The 12,348-nt window shown below is 63.4% G+C and carries 26 protein-coding genes; all 26 read right to left on the bottom strand.

What is annotated here, in order from left to right; all coding sequences use genetic code 11:
- Positions 1-9 precede the first annotated feature (9 nt).
- Positions 10-636 carry a 30S ribosomal protein S4 gene (gene rpsD, locus BLP83_RS14455; RefSeq protein ID WP_091244280.1) on the bottom strand — a complete coding sequence of 209 codons (627 nt, stop codon included), beginning with the start codon at positions 634-636 and terminating at the stop codon, positions 10-12.
- 23 nt (positions 637-659) lie between these two features.
- Positions 660-1,052 carry a 30S ribosomal protein S11 gene (rpsK, locus tag BLP83_RS14450; RefSeq protein ID WP_091244278.1) on the bottom strand — a complete coding sequence of 131 codons (393 nt, stop codon included), beginning with the start codon at positions 1,050-1,052 and terminating at the stop codon, positions 660-662.
- 9 nt (positions 1,053-1,061) lie between these two features.
- A complete protein-coding gene (rpsM, locus tag BLP83_RS14445) occupies positions 1,062-1,418 on the bottom strand; it encodes a 30S ribosomal protein S13 (protein ID WP_091244274.1) in 357 nt (118 codons plus the stop codon).
- Between the two features lie 177 nt (positions 1,419-1,595).
- Positions 1,596-2,960, bottom strand: a complete 1,365-nt coding sequence (secY, locus tag BLP83_RS14440) for a preprotein translocase subunit SecY (RefSeq protein WP_091244272.1) — start codon at positions 2,958-2,960, stop codon at positions 1,596-1,598.
- Between the two features lie 3 nt (positions 2,961-2,963).
- A complete protein-coding gene (gene rplO / locus BLP83_RS14435) occupies positions 2,964-3,398 on the bottom strand; it encodes a 50S ribosomal protein L15 (RefSeq protein WP_091244270.1) in 435 nt (144 codons plus the stop codon).
- A gap of 21 nt (positions 3,399-3,419) precedes the next feature.
- Entirely contained in the window at positions 3,420-3,608 is a 189-nt protein-coding gene (gene rpmD / locus BLP83_RS14430) for a 50S ribosomal protein L30 (RefSeq protein WP_091244268.1), read from the bottom strand.
- Positions 3,601-4,107 (bottom strand): 30S ribosomal protein S5, encoded by a 507-nt coding sequence (rpsE, locus tag BLP83_RS14425; protein ID WP_091244266.1) that lies wholly within the window; start codon positions 4,105-4,107, stop codon positions 3,601-3,603. The genes rpmD and rpsE overlap by 8 nt, the downstream gene beginning before the upstream one ends.
- A 73-nt stretch (positions 4,108-4,180) precedes the next feature.
- Positions 4,181-4,534 carry a 50S ribosomal protein L18 gene (gene rplR / locus BLP83_RS14420; protein ID WP_091244263.1) on the bottom strand — a complete coding sequence of 118 codons (354 nt, stop codon included), beginning with the start codon at positions 4,532-4,534 and terminating at the stop codon, positions 4,181-4,183.
- A gap of 68 nt (positions 4,535-4,602) precedes the next feature.
- Complete coding sequence (gene rplF, locus BLP83_RS14415) at positions 4,603-5,130, bottom strand: 50S ribosomal protein L6 (protein WP_091244260.1); 528 nt, start codon at positions 5,128-5,130, stop codon at positions 4,603-4,605.
- A 13-nt stretch (positions 5,131-5,143) separates the two neighbouring features.
- Complete coding sequence (gene rpsH, locus BLP83_RS14410; protein WP_091244257.1) at positions 5,144-5,539, bottom strand: 30S ribosomal protein S8; 396 nt, start codon at positions 5,537-5,539, stop codon at positions 5,144-5,146.
- A gap of 106 nt (positions 5,540-5,645) precedes the next feature.
- Positions 5,646-5,951, bottom strand: a complete 306-nt coding sequence (gene rpsN / locus BLP83_RS14405; protein WP_091244254.1) for a 30S ribosomal protein S14 — start codon at positions 5,949-5,951, stop codon at positions 5,646-5,648.
- An 18-nt stretch (positions 5,952-5,969) separates the two neighbouring features.
- Positions 5,970-6,512, bottom strand: a complete 543-nt coding sequence (gene rplE / locus BLP83_RS14400; RefSeq protein WP_091244251.1) for a 50S ribosomal protein L5 — start codon at positions 6,510-6,512, stop codon at positions 5,970-5,972.
- A gap of 11 nt (positions 6,513-6,523) precedes the next feature.
- Complete coding sequence (gene rplX, locus BLP83_RS14395; protein ID WP_091244248.1) at positions 6,524-6,838, bottom strand: 50S ribosomal protein L24; 315 nt, start codon at positions 6,836-6,838, stop codon at positions 6,524-6,526.
- 11 nt (positions 6,839-6,849) lie between these two features.
- Entirely contained in the window at positions 6,850-7,218 is a 369-nt protein-coding gene (gene rplN, locus BLP83_RS14390; protein WP_091244246.1) for a 50S ribosomal protein L14, read from the bottom strand.
- Between the two features lie 19 nt (positions 7,219-7,237).
- The gene (gene rpsQ, locus BLP83_RS14385; protein WP_091244243.1) at positions 7,238-7,498 is read right to left on the bottom strand and encodes a 30S ribosomal protein S17; all 261 of its coding nucleotides are present in this window, start codon (positions 7,496-7,498) and stop codon (positions 7,238-7,240) included.
- 10 nt (positions 7,499-7,508) lie between these two features.
- Positions 7,509-7,694: a 50S ribosomal protein L29 gene (gene rpmC / locus BLP83_RS14380; protein ID WP_091244240.1), complete on the bottom strand. Its 186-nt coding sequence runs from the start codon at positions 7,692-7,694 to the stop codon at positions 7,509-7,511.
- Positions 7,694-8,107, bottom strand: a complete 414-nt coding sequence (gene rplP, locus BLP83_RS14375; protein ID WP_091244238.1) for a 50S ribosomal protein L16 — start codon at positions 8,105-8,107, stop codon at positions 7,694-7,696. Before rplP ends, rpmC begins: the two co-directional genes overlap by 1 nt.
- A gap of 12 nt (positions 8,108-8,119) precedes the next feature.
- Complete coding sequence (gene rpsC, locus BLP83_RS14370; protein WP_091244236.1) at positions 8,120-8,815, bottom strand: 30S ribosomal protein S3; 696 nt, start codon at positions 8,813-8,815, stop codon at positions 8,120-8,122.
- Positions 8,816-8,828: 13 nt separating this feature from the next.
- Positions 8,829-9,164 (bottom strand): 50S ribosomal protein L22, encoded by a 336-nt coding sequence (rplV, locus tag BLP83_RS14365; protein WP_176764213.1) that lies wholly within the window; start codon positions 9,162-9,164, stop codon positions 8,829-8,831.
- A gap of 12 nt (positions 9,165-9,176) precedes the next feature.
- A complete protein-coding gene (gene rpsS / locus BLP83_RS14360) occupies positions 9,177-9,452 on the bottom strand; it encodes a 30S ribosomal protein S19 (protein ID WP_091244232.1) in 276 nt (91 codons plus the stop codon).
- 12 nt (positions 9,453-9,464) lie between these two features.
- Positions 9,465-10,286 (bottom strand): 50S ribosomal protein L2, encoded by an 822-nt coding sequence (gene rplB, locus BLP83_RS14355; protein ID WP_091244229.1) that lies wholly within the window; start codon positions 10,284-10,286, stop codon positions 9,465-9,467.
- An 11-nt stretch (positions 10,287-10,297) separates the two neighbouring features.
- Positions 10,298-10,594 (bottom strand): 50S ribosomal protein L23, encoded by a 297-nt coding sequence (gene rplW, locus BLP83_RS14350; protein WP_091244227.1) that lies wholly within the window; start codon positions 10,592-10,594, stop codon positions 10,298-10,300.
- Positions 10,591-11,196: a 50S ribosomal protein L4 gene (gene rplD, locus BLP83_RS14345; protein ID WP_091244224.1), complete on the bottom strand. Its 606-nt coding sequence runs from the start codon at positions 11,194-11,196 to the stop codon at positions 10,591-10,593. Before rplD ends, rplW begins: the two co-directional genes overlap by 4 nt.
- Before the next feature lie 12 nt (positions 11,197-11,208).
- Complete coding sequence (gene rplC, locus BLP83_RS14340) at positions 11,209-11,847, bottom strand: 50S ribosomal protein L3 (protein ID WP_091244222.1); 639 nt, start codon at positions 11,845-11,847, stop codon at positions 11,209-11,211.
- Positions 11,848-11,857: 10 nt separating this feature from the next.
- Entirely contained in the window at positions 11,858-12,169 is a 312-nt protein-coding gene (gene rpsJ / locus BLP83_RS14335; protein WP_091244219.1) for a 30S ribosomal protein S10, read from the bottom strand.
- An 82-nt stretch (positions 12,170-12,251) separates the two neighbouring features.
- Positions 12,252-12,348 (bottom strand): EF-Tu C-terminal domain-related protein (locus BLP83_RS14330; protein ID WP_483757027.1); only part of this gene is annotated, 97 nt, incomplete at its 5' end.

Raw genomic sequence — 12,348 nt, 5'->3', positions numbered from 1 at the left:
CTCCGTGGATTACTTCGAGTACAGCTCGATGATCAGGTTCTCGTTGATGTCCGAGGGCAGATCCGAGCGCTCGGGCAGCGCCTTGAAGACACCGCTGAACTTCTTGCTGTCGACGTCGATCCAGTTCGGAACCAGGTCCATCTGCTGGGCCAGGGCCGAAGCTTCCTGCACCCGCAGCTGGCGCTGGGCGCGCTCGGTCAGAGCGATCGCGTCGCCGGGCTTGACCTGATACGAAGCGAGATTGACCGCCTTGCCGTTCACCAAGACGCCACAGTGGCTGACCAGCTGGCGTGCCTGCGGGCGGGTGACCGCAAAGCCCATGCGGTAGACCACGTTGTCCAGGCGGGACTCGAGAATCTGCAGCAGGTTCTCGCCGGTGTTGCCACGGCGGGTGGAAGCCTTGCGGTAGACGTTGCGGAACTGGCGCTCCAACAGGCCATAGATGCGCTTGACCTTCTGCTTCTCGCGCAGCTGGACCGCGTAGTCAGACAAGCGACCCTTGCGGGCGGCGCCGTGCTGACCGGGCTTCTGCTCGAGCTTGCACTTGGAATCCAGCGCGCGGGCCGGGCTCTTGAGGCTGAGATCTGCGCCTTCGCGACGAGCGAGCTTGCAGGTGGGGCCGATATAACGTGCCATGGGTATGAGCTCCTAGCCGCGCGTCAGACGCGACGCTTCTTCGGCGGACGGCAGCCGTTATGCGGAATCGGCGTGACGTCGATGATGTTGGTGACCTTGTAGCCGACAGCGTTCAGCGAACGCACGGCCGACTCGCGACCCGGACCGGGGCCCTTGATGCGGACCTCCAAAGTCTTCAGGCCGTACTCCAGCGCGACGCGACCAGCCTTCTCCGCGGCCACCTGGGCTGCGAACGGGGTCGACTTGCGGGAGCCGCGGAAACCAGCGCCACCGGAGGTGGCCCAGCTCAGGGCGTTGCCCTGGCGGTCGGTGATCGTGATGATCGTGTTGTTGAAGGACGCTTGGACGTGGGCGATGCCGTCGGTGACGACACGGCGGATCTTCTTCTTGCCCTTGACGGGAGCCTGCTTGCTCATGACCGGTCCTTACTTCTTGATCTGCTTGCGCGGACCCTTGCGGGTACGGGCGTTGGTGCGCGTGCGCTGACCGCGCAGCGGCAGGCCACGGCGATGACGCAGGCCGCGGTAGCAGCCAAGGTCCATCAGGCGCTTGATGCTGATGCCGATTTCGCGACGGAGGTCGCCCTCGACAACGAATCTGCCGACTTCGGCGCGGAGGCGATCCACCTCGGCCTCCGTCAGATCCTTGATCTTGGTGCTCGGGGTGACCCCGGCAGTCACACAGATCTTCTGCGAACGGGTACGGCCGATGCCGTAGATGCTCTGAAGCCCCACCCAGACATGCTTCTGGACGGGAAGGTTGACACCTGCGATGCGCGCCATGAGGCGATCTCCAACAAGGTATTGCGCGGTGAATCGGGAAGTATACGTTGGCTTCGAGGACAAATAAAGTCCCAGGGTGCAAGTGACACAGCACCCCTGAGGGCACGGGGCGATGGTGCCCGTGCTCCGGCGTTGTCTGATCCCGCCCGGGAGAAGCAAGCCCGGGCGGGACGTCGACTACCCGCGCGAGAAGCCGGCGCGCGAGCCGCCCTTCAGATTGGCCTTCTTCAACAGGCTGTCGTACTGATGGGACATCAGATGCGCCTGGATCTGGGCCATGAAATCCATGACAACGACCACCACGATCAGCAGGGAGGTACCGCCAAACAGGTGGGCGACGGCGGCCGGAACGTTCATGCCGAGCTGCAATGCCTCGGGCAACAGACAGACGGCTACCAAGTAGAGAGAACCCGCCAGGGTCAAGCGCGTCAGCACGCCATCAACGTAGTCGGCAGTGGCTTTGCCAGGACGAATCCCCGGAATCAGCGCGCCAGATTTCTTCAGGTTCTCCGCAGTCTCCTGCGAGTTGAACACGAGAGCGGTGTAGAAGAACGCGAAACCAATGATCAGCGCGCCATACAATACCATGTGCAGAGGCTGCCCAGGCGCGAGTGCCACAGACAGGTCGGTAAGGAAGCCGACGCTGCCGGCCTCACCGAACCAGGTGGCAGCCGTACCCGGAAACAGGATCAGGCTGGACGCGAAGATCGCAGGAATCACGCCGGCCATGTTCAGCTTGAGCGGCAGATGCGAACTCTGGTTCATGTAGGCCTGACGACCGCCCTGACGCCTCGCGTAGTTCACCGTGATGCGTCTCTGGCCACGCTCGACGAATACGACGAAGGCGGTCACCGAAAGGACGATCACGGTGAGCAGGATCACCGTCAGAGGATTCATTTCACCCTGGCTGACCTGGGTCAGCACGGTGATTATCGCGCCTGGCAGAGTGGCAACGATGCCCGCGAAGATGATCAAAGAGATGCCGTTGCCGACACCGCGCTCGGTGACCTGCTCGCCCAGCCACATCAGGAACAAGGTTCCGGCGGTGAGGGACACGACCGCAGTGAAGACGAAGCCAGGGCCCGGATTGAACACCACCGGACCGACCGGACTGCTCTGTCCCTGCAGGGCCATGGCGATGCCAAAGGCTTGGAACACCGCCAACAGGACCGTGCCGACGCGGGTGTACTGGGTGATCTTGCGCCGACCGCTCTCGCCCTCCTTACGCAACTGCTGCAGCGACGGGAAGATCTGCGAGGCCAGCTGCACGATGATCGAAGCCGAGATGTAGGGCATCACGTTGAGCGCGAAAACGCTCAATCGCTCCAGCGCGCCGCCCGAGAACAGGTTGAACATCTGGACGACGCCCCCCTGCTGCTGCATGAGGGACGTCATCGCTTCGGGATTGACCCCGGGCACCGGCACAAAGGTGCCGAAACGGTAGACGATCAGTGCGCCAAGCACGAACAGCAGGCGCTGGCGAAGCTCGGTGAGCTTGCCAAGGGCCGCGAGGGAACTTGCACCCACGTTCGACTGAGCCACGGATTACTCCACCGATCCGCCGGCAGCTTCGATCGCCGCCTTGGCACCGGCCGTGGCGGTCAAGCCACGCACGCTGACCTTGCGATCGAGTTCGCCCTTCTTGACGATCTTCGCGGTGCGCGCACGAGTGGGCACCAGGTTGGCAGCCTGCAGGGCCGGGAAGTCGATCACATCGCCTTCGACCAAGGCCAGCTGATACAGGAAGACCTCGGCGACGTCATCCTTCAGCTTGGAGCGAAAACCAACCTTGGGCAGGCGGCGCTGCAGCGGCATCTGGCCGCCTTCGAAACCGGGCTTGACCTTGCCCTTGCCGGTGCGGGCGTACTGGCCCTTGTGGCCGCGGCCGCAGGTCTTGCCGAGGCCGGAACCGATACCGCGACCGACGCGAACGCGGTCCTTGCGGGCGCCGTCAGCGGGCTTGAGGGTATTGAGACGCATGGTGTTCTCCGGAGATTCCGCTTACTGCTCGACGCGGACCAGGTAATAGACGGTGTTGATCAGACCGCGCACGCTCGGAGTGTCCGGCAGCTCGCGCACGTCGTTCAACTTGCGCAGACCGAGCGCCTTCACCGACAGGCGGTGACGCGACTGGGTGCCACGCAGACCCTTGACCAGACGAACCTTGACGGTCTTGCCTGCATTAGCCATTGCTGATCTCCTCCAGCTTCTTGCCGCGCTTGGCCGCGATCTTCGAGGGCGAGTGCATCGCCTGCAGGCCCTTGATGGTGGCGCGAACGAGGTTGATCGGGTTACGCGAACCGACAGCCTTGGCGAGGATGTTCTTGACACCGGCCGCTTCCAGCACCGCGCGCATCGCGCCGCCGGCGATTACGCCGGTACCCTCGGAGGCGGGCTGCATGTAGACGCGCGCCGCGCCATGGTTGGCCTTGATCGGGTACCACACCGTACCGCCGTTCAGCTCGACGCTGACCATGGCCTTGCGGGCGTATTCCATCGACTTCTGGATGGCGACGGGCACTTCACGCGCCTTGCCATAGCCGAAGCCGACACGGCCGGCACCGTCACCCACAACCGTCAGCGCGGTAAAGGTGAACTGGCGGCCGCCCTTGACCGTCTTCGACACGCGATTGACGGCAACCAGCTTTTCCAGCATGCCGTCGCTGTTGTCACGATCATTCGTGCTCATTGCGTTTCTCTCGTTGCTTACGGCCCTTCGGGCCGCTTGTAGTTGTGGTGCAGCCAATGGATCGCGTCAGCGATCAGAACTTGAGGCCGGCCTCGCGGGCTGCATCGGCAAGCGCCTTGATGCGGCCGTGGTAGCGGAAGCCCGAGCGGTCGAACGCAACAGCCTCAACGCCAGCAGCCAGAGCGCGCTTGGCGATGACCTGACCGACCTTGGCGGCGGCATCCTTGTTCTTGGTGCCTTCCAGACCCTCACGCACTTCCGACTCAAGCGTCGAGGCCGCAGCCAGGACCTTGGAGCCATCCGAGGTGAACAGCTGAGCGTAGATATGCTGACCGGTCCGCGACACGGACAGACGAGCAGCGCCGAGCTCGCGAATGTGGGCGCGAGTGGTCTTGGCGCGGCGCAGACGAGCGATTTTCTTTTCCATGGTCTTTCCTTGAGAAAGCTGAAGGCGTGGAGGGGAGCCCGCAACGCAGGCTCCACGAAGACTCCGGATCAGGCCTTCTTGGCTTCCTTCATCACGATCTTCTCGCCGGAGTAGCGCACACCCTTGCCCTTGTAGGGCTCCGGCGGACGGAACGCGCGGATCTTGGCAGCCACCTGGCCAACCACCTGCTTATCGGCACCCTTGATCAGGATTTCCGTCTGGCTGGGAGTTTCGATGGTGATGCCCTCCGGCGCAGAGAACACCACCGGATGGCTGAAGCCGAGGCTCAGGTTGAGGTCGCGACCGGCCACCGAGGCACGGTAACCGACGCCAACCAGCTCCAGCTTGCGGGTGTAACCCTCGGACACGCCGGCCACCATGTTGGCGAGCAGGGCGCGCAGGGTGCCAGCCATGGCGATCAGGTCGTCATTGGCGGCCTTGACGCGGAGCTCGCCACCTTCGACGGCGACATCGACACCAGCGGGCTTGGCCTGGGTCAGGGAGCCCTTCGGGCCCTTGACCGTCAGGTTCAAAGCATCCTGGCTGAGTTCGACGCCCTTGGGCAGGGCAATGGGCTTCTTGGCAACGCGGGACATATGCGATCTCCTCTTATGCCACCAGGCCCAGAACCTCGCCGCCGAGGCCTTCAGCCCTGGCCTGCGCGTCGGTCATGATGCCCTTGGAGGTGGAGATGATGGCGATGCCGAGACCACCCAGAACACGGGGGAGCTCGGCCTTGCCGCGGTACTGGCGAAGGCCCGAACGCGAGAACCGCTCAAGCTTCTCGATGACCGGGCGGCCCTGGTAATACTTCAGGGCGATCTCGAGCACCGGCTTGTTCTCGACGGTCTGCACCTGCGCGTCGGCGAGGTAACCCTCGTTCTTCAGCAGGTTGGCGATGGCGACCTTCAGCTTCGAGGACGGCATCCTAACGGTCTTCTTGCCAACCGCCGCCGCATTCTTGATGCGAACGAACATGTCGGCGATGGGATCAGTCATGCTCATTTGGTTTTACCTTTTGAGTTGCACCGATATCCGCTTTCGCGAACGGTTCAAGTGGAAAGAGCCGGCCCCTTACGGAGCCGGCCCGGAGAAACTTAAGTCCGACAGTTTACCAGCTTGCCTTGCGAAGGCCAGGCACATCTCCGCGCATCGTGGCCTCGCGAAGCTTGTTGCGGCCGAGGCCGAACTTGCGGTAAACGCCGCGCGGACGGCCGGTAAGCTCGCAGCGGTTGCGCTGACGGCAGGGGCTGGCGTCACGCGGCAGCTTCTGCAGCTTGGCCTGGGCAGCGGCCTTGTCTTCGTACGAGGCCTTGGGGCTGGCGATGATCGCCTTAAGCTCGGCGCGCTTGGCAGCGAACTTTTCGGCGGTCTTGGCCCGCTTGATCTCGCGGTTGACCATGGAGGTCTTGGCCATGTCTTGAGTCCTTCAGGATCAGTTGCGGAAGGGGAAACGGAAGGCTTCGAGCAGCGCCTTGGCTTCCGCATCCGTCTTGGCCGTGGTGGTGATGGCGATATCCATGCCACGAATCGCGTCGACCTGGTCGAAATCGATCTCGGGGAAGATGATCTGCTCCTTCACGCCCATGTTGTAATTGCCACGCCCGTCGAAGGAGCGGCCCGACACACCGCGGAAGTCGCGGACGCGCGGCAGCGAAATATTGATCAGACGATCGAGGAACTCGAACATCTTCGCGCGGCGCAGAGTGACCTTGCAGCCGATCGGCCAGCCATCACGGATCTTGAAGCTCGCCACCGAGATGCGCGCCTTGGTCGTCACCGGCTTCTGACCGGAAATCTTCGCCATTTCGGCGACGGCATTCTCGAGGATCTTCTTGTTGCCCACGGCCTCGCCCACGCCCATGTTCAGCGTGATCTTGGTAAGGCGCGGCACCTGCATGACGTTGGCGTAACCGAAGCGCTCCATCATCTTCGGCACTACCTGGTCTTTGTAGAACTTTTCCAGACGGGTGGTCATCACTGCATTCCTCAGGCGTCAATCGCCTCACCGCTGGAGCGGAACACACGCAGTTTGCGTCCATCCTCCAGCACCTTGAAGCCAACGCGATCGCCCTTGCCCGTTGCCGGATTGAACAGCATCACGTTGGAGATATGGATCGGCGCTTCACGCTCGATGATCCCGCCCGGCTGGTTGGCCTGGGGGTTCGCCTTGGTGTGGCGCTTGATCAGATTGATGTTCGAGACAACCACGCGGTCACCGACCACGCGCACGACCTCGCCCTTCTGACCCTTGTTCTTGCCGGTGATCACCAGAACCTGGTCACCCTTGCGAATACGGCTCATGGCTAGTTCCTTTACAGCACTTCGGGAGCCAGCGAGACGATCTTCATGAACTTCTCGCCACGCAGCTCGCGCGTGACCGGCCCGAAGATGCGCGTGCCGATCGGCTCGTGCTTGTTGTTCAGAAGAACGGCAGCGTTGCCGTCGAAACGGATCAGCGAACCGTCAGCGCGGCGCACGCCCTTGCGGGTGCGCACCACAACGGCGTCGTAGACCTCGCCCTTCTTGACCTTGCCGCGCGGAATGGCGTCCTTGACGGACACCTTGATGATGTCGCCGATGTGGGCGTAACGGCGCTTGGAGCCGCCGAGCACCTTGATGCACATCAGCTCCTTGGCACCGGAGTTGTCTGCCGCATCAAGAAAAGACTGCATCTGGATCATGGATCTTCTCCTTGAGCGATCAGGCGCCGCGGCTCACGACTTCGAGAACGCGCCAAGTCTTGGTCTTCGACAGCGGGCGGCACTCCACCACGCGGACGATGTCACCTTCCTGACAGCTGTTGTTCTCGTCGTGCGCGTGCAGCTTGGTCGAACGGCGCAGGTACTTGCCGTACAGCTCGTGCTTGACAGCACGCTCGACCAGCACGGTGACGGTCTTGTCCATTTTGTTGCTGACCACGCGACCTTCGACGGTGCGGGGAGTCTGGGTGTTGTCACTCATGTCGGTCGCCTTACGCGTTGGAGCCCAGCAGCATCTTGACCTGCGCGATTTCGCGGCGCACGTTCTTCAGCTGATGGCTCTGGGTCAACTGGCCGCTACCCTTCTGCATGCGAAGGTTGAACTGCTCACGGCGCAGATCGAGGAGATGGGCCTTCAGTTCGACGGCCGACTTCTGGCGGAGTTCCTTGATGTCCATCAGCGCACCGTCCGGGTCACGAAAGTGGTCTGCACCGACAGCTTGGCGGCGGCCAAGCGAAAGGCTTCGCGGGCGGTCTCTTCCGGGATGCCCTCGATCTCGTAGAGCACCCGACCGGGCTGGATCAGCGCCACCCAGTACTCCACGTTGCCCTTACCGCTACCCATGCGGACTTCGATCGGCTTCTGCGTGATCGGCTTGTCGGGGAAGACGCGGATCCAAAGCTTGCCGCCACGCTTGACATAGCGGCTGATGGTGCGGCGGGCGGATTCGATCTGGCGGGCCGTGAGCTGGCCGTAGGTGGTCGCCTTCAGGCCGTACTCGCCGAAGCTGACCTGCGCGCCGTTCCAGGAGAGGCCGGTGTTCCGGCCCTTGTGTACCTTGCGGTACTTGGTTCTTTTGGGCTGCAACATGACAGTGGTTCCTTACTTGGCCTGGCGGGGCGCGCGCTCGGGGCGCTGCTCTTCGGCCTTCTCCTGACCCACCTGCGAGTAATCGAAGATCTCGCCCTTGTAGATCCAGGTCTTGATACCGATGACGCCGTAGGTGGTGTGCGCTTCAGCGAAGCCGTAGTCGACGTCAGCGCGGAGCGTGTGCAGGGGTACGCGGCCTTCGCGGTACCACTCCGAACGCGCGATCTCGGCGCCGTTGAGGCGGCCGGCGACGTTGACCTTGATGCCCAGCGCGCCAAGGCGCATCGCGTTGCCGACCGCGCGCTTCATGGCGCGACGGAACATGATGCGACGCTCAAGCTGCTGAGCGATCGACTCGGCAACCAGCTGGGCATCGAGCTCGGGCTTGCGGACCTCGGCGACGTTGATGTGCACGGGCACACCCATGATGTCGCTGACGTCGCGTCGCAGCTTCTCGATGTCCTCGCCCTTCTTGCCGATCACAACGCCCGGACGGGCGGTGTGGATCGTCACGCGGGCGGTCTTGGCCGGACGCTCAATCTGGATGCGCGAAACGCCCGCAGCGGCGAGGCGCTTGCGAAGCATCTCACGGACCTTCAGGTCGCCCGCCAGGTAACCGGCGAACTCGCGCTTGTTGGCGTACCACTTGGAATTCCAGTCCTTGGAGATACCAAGGCGAATTCCGATCGGATGAACTTTGTGACCCATCGTGCGTCCCCGATTACTGGCCGGTGCCCACAACCACAGTGATGTGGCTGGTGCGTTTCAGGATGCGAGCTCCGCGGCCCTTGGCGCGGGCGTGGAAGCGCTTCATGGTCGGGCCCTCATCGACGAAGATGCGGGCGACCTTGAGCTCGTCGACGTCGGCGCCGTCGTTGTTCTCGGCGTTGGCAACCGCCGACAACAGGACCTTGCGGACGATCTGGGCGGCCTTCTTCTCGCTGAACTTCAGCAAGTTGTCGGCGCGATCGACGGGGAGGCCACGGACCTGGTCGGCGACCAGGCGGACCTTCTGTGCGGAGATGCGGGCACCTCGGAGGATGGCTTTGGTTTCCATTGCTATCGCTCCTTAGCGGCCGGACTTCTTGTCGCCACCGTGACCCTTGAAGGTCCGGGTGACGGCGAACTCGCCCAGCTTGTGGCCGACCATGTTCTCGTTGATCAGCACGGGGACGTGCTGGCGACCGTTGTGGATCGCAATGGTCAGGCCGATCATTTCCGGCAGCACCATCGAGCGACGGGACCAGGTCTTGATCGGGCGCTTGTTATTCGTGGCCGCAGCGGTCTCCACCTTCTTGGCAAGGTGCAGATCAATGAACGGGCCTTTCTTGAGTGAACGTGCCATGACCTATTCCTATTACTTCCGGCGCCGCACGATGAACTGCTCGGTGCGCTTGTTGTTGCGGGTCTTGTAGCCCTTGGTCGGAACACCCCACGGGGTGACCGGGTGGCGACCGCCCGAAGTACGGCCTTCACCACCACCGTGCGGGTGGTCGACCGGGTTCATCACCACGCCGCGAACGGTCGGGCGGACGCCCATCCAACGCTTCGCACCGGCCTTGCCGATCTTGGTGAGGTTGTGCTCGCTGTTGCCGACTTCACCGATCGTGGCGCGGCAATCCGCCGGCACCTTGCGCATCTCGCCGGAGCGGAGGCGAAGGGTCGCGTAGCCCTGTTCACGGGCGATCAGCTGGCAGGAGGCGCCGGCGCTGCGCGCCAGCTGGGCCTTCTTGCCCGGCTTCATCTCGACGCAATGCACCGTCGTGCCGATCGGAATGTTGCGCAGCGGCAGGGTGTTGCCCACCTTGATGGGGGCGTCACGACCCGACATCAGCTGGTCGCCAACCTGGATGCCCTTGGGCGCGATGATGTAGCGGCGCTCACCATCGGCGTAGCACAGCAGCGCGATGTGCGCGGTGCGGTTGGGATCGTACTCGATGCGCTCGACGCGGGAGGCGATGCCTTCCTTGTCACGCTTGAAGTCGACGATGCGGTAATGCTGCTTGTGGCCGCCACCGATGTGGCGGGTGGTGATGCGACCGGCGTTGTTGCGGCCGCCGGTGCGCGACTGCGCTTCGACCAGAGCCGCGTGCGGCGCACCCTTGTACAGATGGTCGCGGCTGACGCTCACCTTGGAGCGGCGACCCGGCGACGTGGGCTTGTAAGTGATCACTGCCATGTCTGCTTACCTCAGGCCCGGGCCATAACGTCGATGGACTGACCTTCGGCCAGCTTGACGTAGGCCTTGCGCCAATCACCGCGACGACCCGCGCGGGAGCGGAAGGACTTGCTCTTGCCCTTGACGTTGACGACGTTCACCGCCTCGACCTTGACCGAGAAGAGCTGCTCCACGGCAGCCTTGACGTCGGCTTTGGTGGCGCCGGCGGCGATCTCGAAGACGTACTGGTTCGAGACTTCCTGCAGGCGGGCACCCTTTTCGGAGATCAGGGGCGCGCGCAGCACGCTCAGGATGTGTTCGGTGCTCATGCCAGCCACTCCTCGATCTTCTTGACCGCGTCCACGGTCACCACGACGTGATCGGCGCCCACCAGGGAAACCGGATCCAGACCCTGAACGTCGCGGACTTCGACGTAAGGGATATTGCGAGCGGAGAGATACAGCGCCTCGGAACCGTTTTCGGTCACGATCAACGGACGCTTGCCCAACTGCAGCTCGGCCAGCTTGGCGACCAATTCCTTGGTCTTCGGCTGCGCAAGGTCGAAGGATTCGACGACCAGCAGGCGGCCGTGGCGGTTGAGCTCGGAGAGGATCGAACGCAGGGCACCGCGGTACATCTTGCGATTGATCTTCTGCGCGAAGCTGCGCGGACGCGCGGCGAAGCTGACGCCACCGCCGATGAAGATCGGCGCGCGGTAGTCACCGTGGCGAGCACCGCCACCCTTCTGCTTCTTGAACTTCTTGGTGGTGCCGGACACCTCGGAACGGCTCTTCTGAGCCTTGGTGCCAGCACGACCGGCATTGCGGTAGGCCACGACCACCTGGTGTACCAGGTCTTCGCGGAAGTCGCGACCAAACACCTCGTCGGAGACGGTCAGCGTCTTGGAGCTTCCCTTGACTGCGAGTTCCATGACTGAGCTCCTTTAGGCCTTGGCCGCCGGGCGGACGATGACGTCGCCACCGGGAGCACCCGGGATGGAACCACGCACGGCGATCAGGCCGCGCTCGGCATCCACCTTCATGACGACAAGATTCTGGGAGGTCTGATTGACCGCACCCATGTGGCCGGACATTTTCTTGCCGGGGAACACTCGACCCGGGGTCTGGCGCTGACCGATCGAGCCGGGAGCGCGGTGCGACAGCGAGTTACCGTGGGTTGCGTCGCCCATGGTGAAACCATGGCGCTTGATGGTGCCCGCAAAGCCCTTGCCGCGGGTAACGCCAGCGACATCGACCTTCTGGCCTTCGGCGAAAATATCGGCGCGGATCTCCGCACCCACCGCGTACTCGCCAGCCTTGTCGGCGGCAACGCGGAACTCCCAAAGACCACGACCTGCTTCAACCTTCGCCTTCGCGAAGTGACCGGCCTCCGGCTTGTTCAGAAGAGCGGCGCGCTTCGCGCCAGCCGTGACCTGGATGGCGGCGTAACCGTCCGACTCCAGCGTCTTGACTTGGACCACGCGATTGGGGGTCGCCTCGATCAGGGTGACCGGCACCGACTCACCCGACTCGGTGAAGATCCGGCTCATGCCGCACTTGCGGCCAACGATTCCGATGCTCATGGGGAATGCCTCAGTACAGCTTGATCTGAACGTCGACGCCAGCCGCGAGCTCGAGCTTCATCAGCGCGTCCACGGTCTTGTCGTTCGGATCCACGATATCGAGCACGCGCTTGTGCGTGCGGGTCTCGTACTGGTCGCGGGCGTCTTTGTCGACGTGCGGCGACACGAGCACGGTGTAGCGTTCGGTCTTCGTGGGCAGCGGGATCGGGCCGCGCACCTGCGCGCCGGTCCGCTTGGCCGTCTCCACGATCTCGCTCGCAGAACGGTCGATCAGACGGTGATCGAACGCCTTGAGCCGAATCCGAATCTTCTGGTCCGCCATGGGCCTGGTCCTTGGTTTTCGTTAAAGAGCGTCGGGGGTGGGAGCGTCTGTCCCACCCCCCGGGTGCAAGCCCGCTATCGTATCACTGGATGATCTTGGCGACAACACCGGCGCCGACGGTACGACCGCCTTCGCGGATCGCGAAGCGCAGGCCTTCTTCCATCGCGATCGGGGCGATC

The sequence above is a fragment of the Aquimonas voraii genome (assembly GCF_900101825.1).
Taxonomy (GTDB): Bacteria; Pseudomonadota; Gammaproteobacteria; order Xanthomonadales; family Xanthomonadaceae; genus Aquimonas; species Aquimonas voraii.
Note: the sequence above shows the minus strand (reverse complement) of the source record. Positions and strands in the feature narration are given on the sequence as shown.

What these genes read in the sequence shown, in the direction of transcription:
- rpsD (WP_091244280.1), bottom strand. Translation starts at nt 636, where the DNA reads ATGGCACGTTATATCGGCCCCACCTGCAAGCTCGCTCGTCGCGAAGGC.
- rpsK (WP_091244278.1), bottom strand. Translation starts at nt 1,052, where the DNA reads ATGAGCAAGCAGGCTCCCGTCAAGGGCAAGAAGAAGATCCGCCGTGTC.
- rpsM (WP_091244274.1), bottom strand. Translation starts at nt 1,418, where the DNA reads ATGGCGCGCATCGCAGGTGTCAACCTTCCCGTCCAGAAGCATGTCTGG.
- rplO (WP_091244270.1), bottom strand. Translation starts at nt 3,398, where the DNA reads ATGCGTCTCAATACCCTCAAGCCCGCTGACGGCGCCCGCAAGGACCGC.
- rpmD (WP_091244268.1), bottom strand. Translation starts at nt 3,608, where the DNA reads ATGGCTAATGCAGGCAAGACCGTCAAGGTTCGTCTGGTCAAGGGTCTG.
- rpsE (WP_091244266.1), bottom strand. Translation starts at nt 4,107, where the DNA reads ATGAGCACGAATGATCGTGACAACAGCGACGGCATGCTGGAAAAGCTG.
- rplR (WP_091244263.1), bottom strand. Translation starts at nt 4,534, where the DNA reads ATGGAAAAGAAAATCGCTCGTCTGCGCCGCGCCAAGACCACTCGCGCC.
- rplF (WP_091244260.1), bottom strand. Translation starts at nt 5,130, where the DNA reads ATGTCCCGCGTTGCCAAGAAGCCCATTGCCCTGCCCAAGGGCGTCGAA.
- rpsH (WP_091244257.1), bottom strand. Translation starts at nt 5,539, where the DNA reads ATGAGCATGACTGATCCCATCGCCGACATGTTCGTTCGCATCAAGAAT.
- rpsN (WP_091244254.1), bottom strand. Translation starts at nt 5,951, where the DNA reads ATGGCCAAGACCTCCATGGTCAACCGCGAGATCAAGCGGGCCAAGACC.
- rplE (WP_091244251.1), bottom strand. Translation starts at nt 6,512, where the DNA reads ATGACCACCCGTCTGGAAAAGTTCTACAAAGACCAGGTAGTGCCGAAG.
- rplX (WP_091244248.1), bottom strand. Translation starts at nt 6,838, where the DNA reads ATGAGCCGTATTCGCAAGGGTGACCAGGTTCTGGTGATCACCGGCAAG.
- rplN (WP_091244246.1), bottom strand. Translation starts at nt 7,218, where the DNA reads ATGATCCAGATGCAGTCTTTTCTTGATGCGGCAGACAACTCCGGTGCC.
- rpsQ (WP_091244243.1), bottom strand. Translation starts at nt 7,498, where the DNA reads ATGAGTGACAACACCCAGACTCCCCGCACCGTCGAAGGTCGCGTGGTC.
- rpmC (WP_091244240.1), bottom strand. Translation starts at nt 7,694, where the DNA reads ATGGACATCAAGGAACTCCGCCAGAAGTCGGCCGTCGAACTGAAGGCC.
- rplP (WP_091244238.1), bottom strand. Translation starts at nt 8,107, where the DNA reads ATGTTGCAGCCCAAAAGAACCAAGTACCGCAAGGTACACAAGGGCCGG.
- rpsC (WP_091244236.1), bottom strand. Translation starts at nt 8,815, where the DNA reads ATGGGTCACAAAGTTCATCCGATCGGAATTCGCCTTGGTATCTCCAAG.
- rplV (WP_176764213.1), bottom strand. Translation starts at nt 9,164, where the DNA reads ATGGAAACCAAAGCCATCCTCCGAGGTGCCCGCATCTCCGCACAGAAG.
- rpsS (WP_091244232.1), bottom strand. Translation starts at nt 9,452, where the DNA reads ATGGCACGTTCACTCAAGAAAGGCCCGTTCATTGATCTGCACCTTGCC.
- rplB (WP_091244229.1), bottom strand. Translation starts at nt 10,286, where the DNA reads ATGGCAGTGATCACTTACAAGCCCACGTCGCCGGGTCGCCGCTCCAAG.
- rplW (WP_091244227.1), bottom strand. Translation starts at nt 10,594, where the DNA reads ATGAGCACCGAACACATCCTGAGCGTGCTGCGCGCGCCCCTGATCTCC.
- rplD (WP_091244224.1), bottom strand. Translation starts at nt 11,196, where the DNA reads ATGGAACTCGCAGTCAAGGGAAGCTCCAAGACGCTGACCGTCTCCGAC.
- rplC (WP_091244222.1), bottom strand. Translation starts at nt 11,847, where the DNA reads ATGAGCATCGGAATCGTTGGCCGCAAGTGCGGCATGAGCCGGATCTTC.
- rpsJ (WP_091244219.1), bottom strand. Translation starts at nt 12,169, where the DNA reads ATGGCGGACCAGAAGATTCGGATTCGGCTCAAGGCGTTCGATCACCGT.